14 protein-coding genes are annotated in these 13,409 nt (G+C 49.3%); 7 read left to right on the top strand and 7 right to left on the bottom strand.

Features of this window, described 5'->3' with window-relative positions:
• Window positions 1–77: 77 nt before the first annotated feature.
• From L1P05_RS07920 to L1P05_RS07905, 4 genes are all read right to left on the bottom strand, one after another.
• Window positions 78–329 (bottom strand): hypothetical protein, encoded by a 252-nt coding sequence (locus tag L1P05_RS07920; RefSeq protein ID WP_012848465.1) that lies wholly within the window; start codon window positions 327–329, stop codon window positions 78–80.
• A gap of 31 nt (window positions 330–360) precedes the next feature.
• Window positions 361–594 carry a hypothetical protein gene (locus tag L1P05_RS07915; protein WP_005286423.1) on the bottom strand — a complete coding sequence of 78 codons (234 nt, stop codon included), beginning with the start codon at window positions 592–594 and terminating at the stop codon, window positions 361–363.
• The gene (locus tag L1P05_RS07910) at window positions 591–947 is read right to left on the bottom strand and encodes a hypothetical protein (RefSeq protein ID WP_012848464.1); all 357 of its coding nucleotides are present in this window, start codon (window positions 945–947) and stop codon (window positions 591–593) included. Before L1P05_RS07910 ends, L1P05_RS07915 begins: the two co-directional genes overlap by 4 nt.
• Before the next feature lie 97 nt (window positions 948–1,044).
• Entirely contained in the window at window positions 1,045–1,260 is a 216-nt protein-coding gene (locus tag L1P05_RS07905) for a transcriptional regulator (protein ID WP_012848463.1), read from the bottom strand.
• A gap of 104 nt (window positions 1,261–1,364) precedes the next feature.
• Between L1P05_RS07905 and L1P05_RS07900 the strand changes: the two genes are divergently transcribed.
• Entirely contained in the window at window positions 1,365–2,057 is a 693-nt protein-coding gene (locus L1P05_RS07900; protein WP_041692511.1) for an XRE family transcriptional regulator, read from the top strand.
• A 712-nt stretch (window positions 2,058–2,769) separates the two neighbouring features.
• The gene (locus L1P05_RS07895) at window positions 2,770–5,820 is read left to right on the top strand and encodes an O-antigen polymerase (protein WP_012848461.1); all 3,051 of its coding nucleotides are present in this window, start codon (window positions 2,770–2,772) and stop codon (window positions 5,818–5,820) included.
• 310 nt (window positions 5,821–6,130) lie between these two features.
• Here L1P05_RS07895 and L1P05_RS07890 read toward each other — a convergent pair whose 3' ends face one another.
• Window positions 6,131–6,709, bottom strand: coding sequence for a hypothetical protein (locus L1P05_RS07890; protein WP_041692510.1), 579 nt, complete (start codon window positions 6,707–6,709; stop codon window positions 6,131–6,133).
• Between the two features lie 1,092 nt (window positions 6,710–7,801).
• The gene (locus tag L1P05_RS07885; protein ID WP_012848459.1) at window positions 7,802–8,032 is read right to left on the bottom strand and encodes a hypothetical protein; all 231 of its coding nucleotides are present in this window, start codon (window positions 8,030–8,032) and stop codon (window positions 7,802–7,804) included.
• Between the two features lie 196 nt (window positions 8,033–8,228).
• On the opposite strand from L1P05_RS07885, the gene L1P05_RS07880 reads away from it, so the two are divergent.
• Window positions 8,229–8,474, top strand: coding sequence for a hypothetical protein (locus tag L1P05_RS07880; RefSeq protein ID WP_041692508.1), 246 nt, complete (start codon window positions 8,229–8,231; stop codon window positions 8,472–8,474).
• 18 nt (window positions 8,475–8,492) lie between these two features.
• On the opposite strand, the gene L1P05_RS07875 is transcribed toward L1P05_RS07880, so the two are convergent.
• On the bottom strand, window positions 8,493–8,693 hold the full coding sequence (locus L1P05_RS07875) for a hypothetical protein (protein WP_005286448.1): 201 nt from the start codon (window positions 8,691–8,693) through the stop codon (window positions 8,493–8,495).
• Window positions 8,694–8,879: 186 nt separating this feature from the next.
• Here L1P05_RS07875 and L1P05_RS07870 point away from each other — a divergent pair, with 186 nt between their 5' ends.
• From L1P05_RS07870 to L1P05_RS07855, 4 genes are all read left to right on the top strand, one after another.
• The gene (locus L1P05_RS07870; protein ID WP_012848458.1) at window positions 8,880–9,182 is read left to right on the top strand and encodes a hypothetical protein; all 303 of its coding nucleotides are present in this window, start codon (window positions 8,880–8,882) and stop codon (window positions 9,180–9,182) included.
• A gap of 100 nt (window positions 9,183–9,282) precedes the next feature.
• Complete coding sequence (locus tag L1P05_RS07865; RefSeq protein WP_012848457.1) at window positions 9,283–11,757, top strand: RecE family exodeoxyribonuclease; 2,475 nt, start codon at window positions 9,283–9,285, stop codon at window positions 11,755–11,757.
• 9 nt (window positions 11,758–11,766) lie between these two features.
• Window positions 11,767–12,837 carry a RecT family recombinase gene (locus L1P05_RS07860; protein ID WP_012848456.1) on the top strand — a complete coding sequence of 357 codons (1,071 nt, stop codon included), beginning with the start codon at window positions 11,767–11,769 and terminating at the stop codon, window positions 12,835–12,837.
• A gap of 393 nt (window positions 12,838–13,230) precedes the next feature.
• A complete protein-coding gene (locus tag L1P05_RS07855; RefSeq protein WP_012848453.1) occupies window positions 13,231–13,380 on the top strand; it encodes a hypothetical protein in 150 nt (49 codons plus the stop codon).
• The last annotated feature ends 29 nt before the right edge of the window (window positions 13,381–13,409 follow it).

Genomic DNA, 13,409 nt, shown 5'->3' with positions numbered 1-13,409 from the left:
GGAGCTGGCGGGAGGTTCCCGCCAGATCATGGTGAAGCGTGTGAGAGAGTGCGTACGATAGACTCATCCCTCCCTCCTTAGCGCCGGGCGTTCGCCGAGCGGGCGAGGCGCTGCTGGCTGCGCTCGTGAGCCGTGCGGTTACTCTGCGCCCAACTGCGCGCTACCCGCAGGCAGTCATCAAATAGCGTTCCAGGGCGGGACGCCTGAGTGGACTGCGCAACATAGTGCGCGACGCCCGCCTCCGCCCCCTTGCGCGCCAATGCCTCGTCGAAGCCCTCGCCCACCAGCTGGCGCCGAATGTTGTCGTGAATGAATTGCGACCAGCTCATCGGACACCTCCCGGCGCCGTCTGGCGCACGCCTAACGTGATGAAAGGCTGTGCTCGTCCTGCTGTGCTGTGTGCCATACCTGCTCTCCTGTGCCGGAGGCTACACCGCCCGATTCGCGCGAATAAAACGCCCGCGCCACACCGGGCAAAGCCCCTGTGATGGCTAAACGCCGGGTCTCCTCCCCGGCCAAATCCAACTTCTCACCGACGATCCCGGCAATCAGCGCCACGGATTGTGTGGTGTTCAGTTTCTGCTGCCGTTTCATGATGGCGCTCTGCCCGATGCCGGCAGTGGCGGCAACCAGTCGGGGGCTGAAATGTCGGCGGCCTGCAACGCCAGATGCACATGGATCAGCATCTCCGGCGCCTCGGCGAACATCGCCAGAAAGCCACGGATCGCCGCGATATTGGTTTCAACAGCCGGATTGGAAGACATGGCGGAGGACGCCGCCCGAATGGTCGCCAGCTCAGACTCCGTCCAGCGGGTCTTGATCTGATCATCGCGTAACAGGTGCAGCGGCAGGCCGGGCTTACCCACGCGTTTACGGGCCAGCAGCTGCTGGCGCAAGATGTCCAGCTGGGCCCCTGCCGGGGAAAGGGAGGGATGGTGTATGGTCATAGGTCAGTCCTTAATCGGGTTAAAGGACTATCCCCACAGCGTCCAACGAGGATAGGGATTGCTGTTATGTAATGCGTATCACTTTTAGAAAGCTCTATTAGTTATCTAAAATCTCATATAAATCGGGACGAATATTGATGGCTAAAATCTTTCCTCCTGTTGCCAGCTCAATCCGCTTTGCGCTGATTGCGGATGGTTTTTTCTTGCCACGAAGCCATTCGGAAACCGATGGCTGCCGAACGCCACACGAACGGGCTAACTCCTGCTGGCCACCGGCTAGAGCGATAGCTTCTTTGATAAGGCTGTTGGTCATAGTTCCCCCTGCGCTCCTCAATGGAACAATTATAACTAAAGCTATCGAACAAGCAATAGCTTTTAGTTTTTGACTGTATATAACCTTAGTTATAGAGTTCTGTTATGAACGAAAATACATTTGCAGACAGACTTAGCCTTGCCATGGCAGAGGCAAAAATGACACAGGCCTCTCTGGCGGAGGCTGTAGGAATGGCTCAACCCAGCGTATGGAAACTGACATCAGGAAAGGCTAAGAGCTCTCGCAAAGTTGTCGAGATCGCGGCGGTGCTTGGGGTTCAGCCTGAATGGTTATCATCTGGACGGGGGCCAATGAGGAAGGATAATGGGGTTGTGATCTCATCCCTGCCATTACCGAAGGATGACTCTTATATCATAAGCGTCATGGATATTTCTTACAGCTGCGGTCCAGGGAGCAACAACAAAGATTACCCGGATATCATCCGGTCTATATCACTAGAGCCTGATTACGCCCGTAGGGTGTTTGGTGGTCGCTCGAGCAACGTCATTCGTGCGATAAATGCCAACGGCGATAGTATGAAAGGAACGATTGACCCCGAAGATTTAGTCTTTATCGATATATCGGTAAAATACTTCGACGGGGATGGGGTTTACGCATTTACCTATGGAAGCACCTCACATATCAAGAGGCTACAAATGGTAAAAAACACCCTCACTGTCATCTCTGATAACCCCGCGTATGCTAACTGGAGCATTGAAAAAGGAGATGAAGACCAGATGCACATCAACGGAAAAGTTATCATTAATTGGCCAATGCGATTAGTCAGATTCGCATAGTTGCACCGCATCATAGAAACCGGATTATAGCCGGTTTTTTCATCTCCCTCGATCCACTCCAGATATCACGATAACCCGCCCCCATATCAAAACAACTCCATTAGCTATAAATAAATCACTTTAGATATCAACAAAAAGCACGAAACAGGCATCACTTTATAGCTTTAGGCATTTACTTGAGCGATAGCTAAGGCTATGGTGGTCTCGAAATGTGACGCTTATTTAGCCTATGCCTCCGCTAACAGCGAGCAAGACGGCGATGGCTCATGGGCAGTAAAAGCGCCCTACCGGACGCTTCGCTCTTTAACAATCAAGACCATGCACTCAGCGTTGAGCGAAGAGATTCGCATAACTCAGTTCCCAGGCATCCCCAGGCATCACGGTGCCATGGCATCCCTGGCCAGCGGCGGACAATGATGAGTGCAATCTGCCAGTAAACCTAGCCATGGATACTCAACTTTTATGTTAATAGCATCTATTTATTACTAAATCTAAAAATTGAGCCGTGGTAGGAAAGATCGTAAGTAATACGAATACACAAGGCAAACCAACTCATAGAGGATTATTCTTGGTAATTTTTTACAGATCAGCTCATTAAAAGTCATGGGGTGAGCTTCAGATAGATCATCTGTGATCTACATAATGATATTTCAATGAAAAACTAAAAAACATGACGTATAATTGACAATTAACTAAAAAGATTAGGAAAATTATGTTTGGCTTACTCATTAATAGCCTCTCAGATAAAATCAAGGCTGATATCAAAAAAAACTTAAAAAACAACGCGATCTATAGAAAACATTGCTGGAATCTGCCTGAAAGAATACAGGTTTACTGCTCCACTCACTACTTAAAAGCAATGCTCATTCTCTGGACTGCAGCAGGTTGCTCACTACTGATAGCTGAACTATTTCGCTCACAATTTCATTCATTTGCCAGCACCCATCTGAAAGGGGTCACTACGTTGCCGACATGGATGTCTAGCCTCCTTGGTGGCCAGTTGACAATCATTGGTATCGTATTTCCGCTTGTTGTTGGCCTAATCAGTGTTCTCTTCCAGAAAAAATCATCCAGGATACATATACAATCAGCCTACCAATTGCATTCAGGCTATATGTTTGCTGGGCTTAGCGGATTGTCATTAGCCGCATTCATACTAATTGGAGGGATGGTCTCATCTATAGGGGACAAATATCTTGATGTAGCCTTTGCCATTACGGCATTAGTATGGATGCTTTTCAATATTTCACTGTCAATATGGTTCTTTATCACAAGCCTTAATATATTAGATGATAAAAAACGTGATCGCCTGATGCTTAAATATTTTCAGTCAGAGATTGTGAGTAATTATATCATCCGTTCACAGATAGATTCATCGATCAATTATCTTAGTATACATATCGACAAACAACATATCAAAGGAATAGAGATCGTTAACCGGTATGATTCTAACATGCATCTAATACATTATAATCTTCATGAAGATAAAGAAATCAGAGATGTAAAACTATGGCTGGTAAATCTTTTATTTCGCAGATTAAGACCTGTCAAGGGGAAAACTGGTAAAATAATCACAACCCCCTCCTTAAAATATAACAAAAATAAAATTACGTTACTTGCATCTTCGGATGTGATTATTCCTAGATACTGGACTTTTCTATTCAAAATTTGTTTTATCAAGGGGCCTAAAGAAAACCGAAAGGAGTATAGAAATATTACCCGTGACTTCTATGGTGAAGCGTATGATGCTTTGATCGACAGGAATATTAGTACCTTCATCGCGGCAACCGACAGGCTGGTTGAAACCTATACAACGCTAAAGAAAAGTTTTCAGTGTAATAGCATGAACTATTTGGATAAATATAATGATTCAGGATCACTTGTTACGTTTAGCCAATCTTTCCACCATGATTTTTACGCATTCACCCATGAAGCTGTAAAGTCACTAGAAACAACAGGAGAGTATTTCCGAAAAATAATTGATGCTCCATTTTCTATTTATCGTGAATTGGATTGTATTAAAATTAATGAATTTCAACAATGTATTCAGTCTCTCTTCTATTTATGGCATGCACTCATCAACTGGAGATCTGGTTATGGAGAGAATCTATCAATAAGTCAAGAACAACGCTACAGGGAGCTTATTCGATGTTTAATCAGGGAATGGGAAAGTTGGTACATGTGGCGACGTCTTAATGACAAGTCAGAAGATAGATTGGATGATTACTCGGAACACCTCTTATATCATCTTAACCAGACTGCTCAGATAGCCATGACTGCTATAATGGCAGACGATCGCTTTGCCTCAGATCATAGCTCAGACATGCTGTTGCTTTGGTTCAGCCAGAATCGTTTTGAGCAACATTTTGAAGAGTATCGTTGGCACAGTTTTTTCCTAACACCGTCATATTTAACTATGACACCCGATAGTCAAGAATGGTTATCTATACTCAGGGGATACCCATATTCTTATGAGGCGGCGCAATCAATTATTTTTTCCAATGCTCTAGCAGACATACGACTACTGACAGCTGGATATATTATCTCTCATGTTAAGCAGAGGAATAATATTCGTCTGAAAGAAGTAATAAAGCGATTACTTAAATCTGAACTTGTTTATCCGACAGGAGCAAATGATCAGATGACTGCCACATTTACTTCTGCCACAGATATTATTGACAGTATTATCAGACTTGGATATCAACAGGATACTCATAAAGGTTATTGGTACGAAAAACTATCAGATTTGGTTGAAAAATTTTCTGCATACAATGAAACAAAGATGATATCTGGACGTATCCACATAGGAATCTATGAGGATGTCAGCAATATATACGAAGGTTATACAGATATCGCATTTTATCTATCATCCAGCCCTCATCCAGTCAGTAGAAGAGTATTAAATGCACTGAATGATAATATCTTTTCGTACCATAGAAAGGAGCAAATCATCTTTCAACTAGAACGAATGAAGCGCGATAAAGAAACATCTTCACGTGGATACTTAATGTCTAAAGAAGAGTTTAAAAATAAAATAAATTTCTTTAATGAAACTCTGGATGCGTATATTCAGGCTTTTAATCAAAGTCTGTATACAGATCTTCTCAACGCTGACATTGATACCGAACGTCTGAAAAAAACCGACCTCACCCTTACCCAAGAATTACCTCAAACACTTACTCAGAATACTCTTCTTTCTCATTTTTCCTTCAGGACTTCTGAGGACAGTACCAAACAATGGGAAACTAAATGCATATGCACTGAAATGCCTAAAAACCTTATCTCCAGAGACATCAATAGCAATTTTTCCGAAGATCTAACATCGATTTCTAATGTAGAAAAACACATGCTTCACAACGTGTACCATCGCCTGTTACACCTACCCTCTTCCCGCACAGAAATAGTCCACGATGTAGAGGAACTTCTAAAAAATTTACGTGAGATAACATCGGATGAAGACAATTATACGTTGATCTTATTCGGAACCTACTTTGGACAGACACTACGTGAGCTAACTCATCACGAGATCAGAGTCAATAATTGCGATATATATCAAGTCTGGAGGCAAAACGAAAATCATTCCCTACTTATCCGGAACAGTATTTTCGGTGACCTTTACTTCTTTAGCGATTCTGATAACACACTTTTCAATTCATCCTGGCAGAGCAGTGACGAAAATCCACTTGAAGGTATAGTAACTACCTGCTGGAAACAGGAAATGGAAATAAAAGGTTCTGCGGTTGCTAGATTCGAACATCTCTGATAATTATTGCTGAACGAGAGACCTGAGCCAGCTGCAGAGAAGAACCGCTCAGCGAGCTGATCGAGTCGCGTATCGATCATGCGCTAGATTTAAAATTAGTGCACCGCCCTGCCCTAAACCGGGCAGAAATCGCCAGCAAGCGCGAGTCACATCGGGTAGATGTGATCGTACTCTGCGCAGGTGAGCGCCAACAGCCGCAGCCCAGTTGGGATAACTGCTGTTTGGCACAGGTGGCGCTGTATAGGGTATCGTAAACGTCGATATTGGTAGAGAGGTGATAAAATATCAGCTAAGTGTAACGTTAGTTTAGTTATCTGCTTTTTCTCTGCTGCTCGTAAATTTCAACATAAAAATGAGCTATCCATTCTTCATAATCACAGAGGTGTGCAACTAACCCACGAATATCAGCCACATCAAGAATAGCATAAGCAGCGATATCAGCATTAATTCTTCTTTCAAAAATTCTTTTATAATCAATGGCATCGTTTGAGAAAAAAATCATTCCATCTTCATTAGGGATCCTTTTTGCAGCCCAATGAGCAAAGATATTCCTATAATCTCTGCGAAATTTTATTTCGTTTAATTTACCTATAACTTCATTAACTCTAGAAGATTCAATAAGGTTTTCACTCACTAATTCGATTAATTTATCTAAAATATATGGAACGTTTAGCTTATCCTTTGATTTTGTTTTGATAATCCCCTTTGACTTAAGTTCATTAAATAACCTCTGTATGTTTAGCTCGATAAAACAATACATCTGTATATATTTACCCAAGAGCATAAAGTCATAATTTGTTAGATTCCACAACTCATACGTTTGATATTTGCTTGCTTCTCGCTCTAAATATTTAACTCTTTCACTTCTGTATTCAAGAGGTAATGCCATTATTATACCCTTATTTTTCACTAGATAACTTCGGTAAGAGTATTACACTTCAATGAAGCCTTACATTTCTTTGTGCTTAAAGTGATTGCATGAATTATACACATCAACACAAATTGTAAACATTTATAGTTAGCTTGATCTCTGTGTTGGATTTTACAACATGCTTATTTAAGCGGGCTCTCCAAGTTATACTTAGCCTCTTGGGCTGACGAAAGTGCATGAGTTTGGAATACGCCGTTACTGCGCCTTGTGATGGTATGATGACAATATGGACAAGTAATATCCTCAGGCTCTTTTGTCCCAGGCATTCTCCCACCAATTTCAGAAACGTCAAATGGCCGCCGACAATCCACATTACTACAACGCTCAATCTCCATCGTTCTCTCCTTTAATGGCTAACGCCAGATTCAGTCATTTGTACGTTACAATAATTCGTTAGGTCCAATAAAAACATCTTCTGAATATTCGCCAGCAATGTTTTTAATATTTTAATAGTAGCCAGAGTAACCTAACAAAAAGATGATATAAAACAGTTATCTCTAACTCACCTAATACTGTATAAGTTTTTCGCTCGGCAGTCAAATTAGTCATTGCTACGTTTAGATACGCCTAAAACTTTTAGATTGATCAATATTCGAATAACGTTTATTGGCACAAAACCAACTGTCAACATAATCACGCTACACAATCAATTATTAACTAACACATGATAATCAATAATATGATTTGAAATAAAAATCACCATACCCACCTGCGGTCTGCACTGTCATAACGGGCGTCATGGCGGTGAGTCACAGACCGCAGCTGAGTATGCACCTACAAAGCCCCCCCTGAGTGACTCATATACCGAGAAGCCGGTGATCGATAGCCATCATTCTTATTCATCGTGAATTCATGCTCACAAGACAGGCAACGACTCTTATGAAAACGAAAATTCGAAGATATAACTATTGGTTGAAGTATCGATATTATACGTTTGGTGAAGCAATTTGGGCAAAGATACACCATTGTCTCCGCACCATTTATGGTGTGACGCTTAGCGTAAACAAGCGTACCAGAATCAAGCTTATCAAGGATATAACCTTCTACCTGCTATTTGAAATCTTCAAACTCTGCAATCTGTGCTTTGAGCGCTACTACTTCTGCTTCTTTCGCGCGAATCATATCGCCAAGAGCAAAACAATCGTTTTGCAACGTGATTAACCTTCCTTGAATTTCTGACGTTGCAGCTTTTATCTCATAGTCAGACTTTGCACCATTAACAACGTTAAGAAGTCCAAACACATCTTTTATCACGGTAAATGCAGCAGATACATCGACCATAACGCTACTTCCATTTAGCTGTTGGGGGTATCCAGACTACCGCATTCCTGGCTGTTGGGGAATGGCCGGAACCGCCGAGCCTGAAGCGGTAAAAAGACAGGCACATCCCCACCACCGCGCCGGTGTTCCCCGCCGTACCGGCATCACCGCAAGTCGGCATACCACACCCGGTATACCTACGCTCAGGAGACCCACTATGCAACCTATCAACGGATGGGAAGAAATCGTGACGTATTGCGCCAGGCAAAACGCTATTTTTCGCCAAAACGAGGATGGCCTAATCCTACGCAATTTCCGGCGAGAAATGATGGAAAAGCTCACCGGGAAAGATGATGTCTTCTTAATCAGAAATCCCGATGAAGCCGTAACCATAAAGATCAGTGAATTGAGGAACGCACTCGACGCAGCCTGTCAGGCTGGTTTGGAAAGAGGCCGGGCATAGTCCAGCCTCTTTGCTCGCTTAACCCACTACGTGTCTTTCAAACTGTTGGGTAAAGAGCTCTTCAAGATCCATTATCTCTTTCACGATATAGGGAATGTTATCCGGAATACGCTTATCGTTAGTCCCATTGGTTAACCAGCCCTGATTAAACAGCACCATTACAACATCGTGTGCCGCTTCAGCAGGCGTTCTTCCATTGGGTAGCTTTTTATCAGACATGTCGAATCTCCTTTGGTTTGATGGTATGTAAGACGCCAAAAGACCTCATACTGGCAGGAGATTCGACACCTTCATCATGGCTTAATGCCACCATTAACCTCAGATTCATCCAATTTGCACCACCCCTCAGCCCCCTCCCCGTCTTATCGGGCTATTTCTATTCCGATCACACCACGGAGAACCATCATGTCTATTGAAGCACTGCAAAACGCCGTCGCCATTCTGCTGCAAAATCCAGATCGCCCCTTCGCCGTCGGCGATGTGGTGCTCAAAAAAGAGGGCATCGGCAGTATCACCAAACGCCCGCACATTGGCGAAAAGGTTGTCGTCAGCCACGTGTTTGCAACCCCGGTAGTCAATCTGCAGGAAAGATCCGGCAGCCTTTATTACTCGATGATCTACGATATCCGCGTCGCCTTCCTTGACAGCGACGGGGATTTGGTCGAACTGGCCGAAGACTCACGCCGTTTCCGCCACGCAGACGACTAATCCCTACCCCAGGCCGGACAGCCCCAGCGCTGTCCAGCCACCCGCACGCTATTTTTCCCTTTGCTTCTCCCTTTCCTCTTTACGCCAGGAGAACATCGCTATGTCTGAAACCTTCGCATTTCTCACCAAGGCCAAGAAAAAATCCGGCAAACCGGACATGATGTTTTGGTGTTCGGCCAATAATGAACGCATCGCCCGCTCTAAACTCAGCATCGCGCTGGACGCCGCCAGGCTGGATGAGGCCAACTACTTTAACCCCCAACGTACCCATCTACCGGTGGTCGATGATCTCCCGGCGGAAGAAACCCTCAGCAGCGACTTCTGCCGCCATTACCAAGTGGTGGACAACGACTGGGTACGTCGCCAGGCTCCCTTACCCGCGCCCCAGGAAGAAGCGTCCGTTAGCCAAATGTCCCCCGCGCCGGACACCCCTGCCCCCACTCAAGAGGAGCAAGAACCCGACGAGACGCGCCTCGACTTCTGGCAATTGCCCCTCGAACAGCGTGCCGCCTTGGTACAGCTCTACGGCCCACGCGACTATTACCTTGACGATCTGCCCACCGCCCTCGAAATTCTCAATGCCGAAGGCGAGATCTACACCGGCAACTACCATATGGCGGTCGCCATCGGAAAATGCAGCGAACTGGCACAACGGGATGCCGCCGGACTGGACGCGCTGATCATGCAAATCCAGCAACGCTACAACCACCTGATCCCTCATTGGTCGGAACTGGTGACCTTTATTCGTCAGCACAGGGCGGATAACGCCGAACCACGCACCCCCGCCAACAGCGCAGCATCAGAAACGCCCATCATGCTAGCGCCGGGGCGCCCCTTTGATCCCGCGTTCCTGCGCCACACCATCGCCTGCGCCTTACAACCGGCCAACGGCTACGACCTGTTAAATCCCGAACCGACGATCGTCGCCCGTGCACAGCAACTAATGGCAGATAACGATAAGGCGCTGGCTATCTGGTACAAACTGCTCACCGACACACCGGGGATCTGGGAAGTTCATCCCGACGATATCTTTGCCATGATCCAGGCGGCGCCGGAGTCCATCGCCTGGGACGAGGACGCCACCCGGTGCTTTATTGATGAAAATCTTGGCGTCATTCAGCCGGTTCCCCGCCGGAACCACGCCCAGGATACCGCGCCAACCCGCGAGGCGACGCCCGACAACATGGCCGCCCTGTTCGCCGCCTCACCGCTGGCGAGCCTGCCCACCGAGTCAGCCCCGGACACGGCAACGCCCACACAGGAGCAGGATAAGAAGCAGGAGCAGGTAACGCCATCCTGCTTTGAACCGGGGCGCTATCCGGGACTCTCCTCGACGGACTACCACGCCGCCAACGGCATCAGCAGTACTATGCTCAAAGATGCCCGCATCAGCCTGATGTACTTTCATGGCCGCCACATCGCCAAAACCATCCCGCGCCAGGAATCACCGGCGCTGCTGCTCGGCGCCCTGATCCACACCCTGGCATTAGAGCCGGAAAAGTTTGCCGCCGAATACGCCCTGGAGCCGCAGCTCCCGCCCGACGTCTTCACCAGCAGCGAATCGATGAAAAAAGCCATCGAGGCCCATAACGCCACCTTGCCCTCCCCGCTCTCTACCGAGCAGCTCAAGACGCATCTGCTGGCACACAATGCCGGGCTGCCCACGCCGCTGCCCCTCGGTGGCAGTGCCGACGAACTTGCCCAGCTGTATGCGGCGCTGCCCGCCGCGTTTCAGACCTTGGATCAACCCGAAGGCGCCAGCGCCGCCGCCATCAAGAAGTGCTTCAAGGCCTACAACGCCAGCCTGCCCGCCCCGCTAAAAACCGGCGGCAGCCGCGAAGCACTGCTGGAGCAACTGGCGCAAATCGCCCCCGCTCTGGTTGAGGCCGAACGCCAGAAACCCCAGCCGCTGAACACCAGTGGGAAAAAAGAGGAGCTGATGGCCAGCCTACGCCAGATCCAGCCGGATGCCCGCTTTGCCGACGAGATCCTGGCCGACTGGCAACGCCAAGCGGTAGGGAAAATCCCAGTCAGTCAGGCCCAGTTCGCCCAGTGCCGTGCCATCTGCGACGCGCTACTCGCCGATGCGTTAGCTGGCCCCCTGCTACGCCACCCCCGGCGCGAGGTTGAAGTCAGCTACTTCGGGCTGGATGACAACACCGGGCTGGAGATCCGCGTGCGTCCCGATGTGGAAATCGACACCGGCCACGCCCGCATCGGCCTGGATCTCAAATCCGTCAGCCTCGGCTACGTCAAGCAGGACAACCTGCGCGCCCGTCTGCACCGCGAAATCATCGAGCGGGACTACCACCTCAGCGCTGGCATGTACTGCGACCTCGCCATGCTCGACCAGTTTTTCTGGATTTTCGTCAACAAAGATCCGGGCTACCACTGGGTGGCCTTGGTCGAGGCCTCCCCAGATGAACTAACACTGGGACGGCTGGAATACCAACGCCAACTGGCCGCCATCCGCCAGGCGATGGACAGCAACCACTGGCCCGGCCCGATCGTCGATGTCATCACCGACGAATTGACCGATTACGAACAGCGCCGCCTGGAAAACCTGGCCGCCTAAGGAGCCCATATGAAAACGGAAACCACCGACAACAACCACAACGCGCTGATCGATAACGTCACCATCCTGACCAATGGCGAACTGTTTGACCGCCTGATGACCCTCTCCCGTGTCATGGCCGGCAGCGGCGCCATGGTGCCCGCCCACTTCCAGAAGAGTCCCGACGCCTGCATGGCCGTCACCATGCAGGCCGCCCGCTGGGGTATGGATCCCTTTGCCGTCGCGCAGAAAACCCATATCGTCAGCGGCACCCTGGGGTATGAGGCGCAGCTGGTCAACGCCATCATCACCACCATGTCACCCACCAAAGATCGCCTGCACTACGACTGGTTCGGCCCCTGGGAAAACGTGATCGGCAAATTTATCGAGAAAACCTCCGCCAAGGGGCACAGCTACATCGCGCCGGGCTGGACGCTGGCCGATGAAAAAAGCTGTGGGATTAAGGTCTGGGCCACCCTGCGCGGTGAGGATACACCGCGCGAACTAGTGCTGATGCTCTCCCAGGCCCAGGTGCGCAACTCCACCCTGTGGGCCAGCGATCCCAAACAGCAGCTGGCCTACCTGGCCGCCAAACGCTGGGCCCGCCTCTACACCCCGGACGTACTGCTGGGCGTCTACTCCACCGACGAGCTGGAAGATCCCATCCCGCGGGAAGAAAAAGACATCACCCCCAGCGTCTCCATCAGCGATCTGGTAGACAGCGCCAACTCAGCAAACGACGCGCAACCGGAGGTGCCAGCGGACAGTCACGACGCCACGCTGGGCGACGCCTTGCTCCAGGCACTGGAACAGGCAGAAACGCTAGAGGAAATCCGCCAGGTAGAGCAGCGCATCGCCCGGCATAAAGCGGCGCTGGGCAGCCAGCGGCTGTTCGAACTGCGCGGAAAAACCCAGAAAAAGCGCAGCGGCTATAAAGCGGTACTGGAAATCGAAGCCGCGTTCGATGCGCTATCCCCCGGTGATCGCGCCGCCTTTCAGCAGTTGGAAAATCTGGTCAAAAACCGCCTGGCGATCTTACCGCTCGGCGAACAACAGCGCTTCACCCTGGCACTCGACGATCTGCGCGCCGAATACGCCTGATATGAAAGGAGAGCCACCATGGAAAAGGGCAAAGAAACGCCAGCGGACAACGCCCGCCAACGGCAGATCCAACGCCTCGTCGCCGAGGTTATCGCGCTACTTCCTCTATTACGCGCCGGGCAGCCTAACCCGCAGTTTGATGGTAAGTCATGGCGCCAATGGTCAGCCGACCGCCTACGCGACCGGGCGGCGGCGTTCTACCCACGCCAGCCTCGCCGTCAGGTGCTCCAGCCAATGCCACCTCACCCCAGCGCCGGAGCACTGTACGAACCCACGCCGCCATTGCATCGAGGCCCCGGCGGCGCCGTGTATCGCGGTGACTGACGACGACACACCCCGGCGCTGGCCGGGGTATCCCCCATAAAGGAGAACTCACACCCTCCCGAGGCTGCCATGAAAACGCCCCCGATCAATGGACTGTATCGCTACAAACTCAGCGGCAAAGCACTGCGCCAACCACCGAGCGCTCCCCACGGCTGGGTCATTTTCCTGGCCTGCCTGGCCATCGCCGGGCTGACGCTGCTGCTGATCCACCGGCTGTAATCCGCCCTAAACCGAGCAAGGAGCGCATA

It is taken from the genome of Edwardsiella piscicida, from assembly GCF_021733145.1.
Taxonomy (GTDB): Bacteria; Pseudomonadota; Gammaproteobacteria; order Enterobacterales; family Enterobacteriaceae; genus Edwardsiella; species Edwardsiella piscicida.
This window is presented reverse-complemented; position numbering and strand designations above follow the sequence as displayed.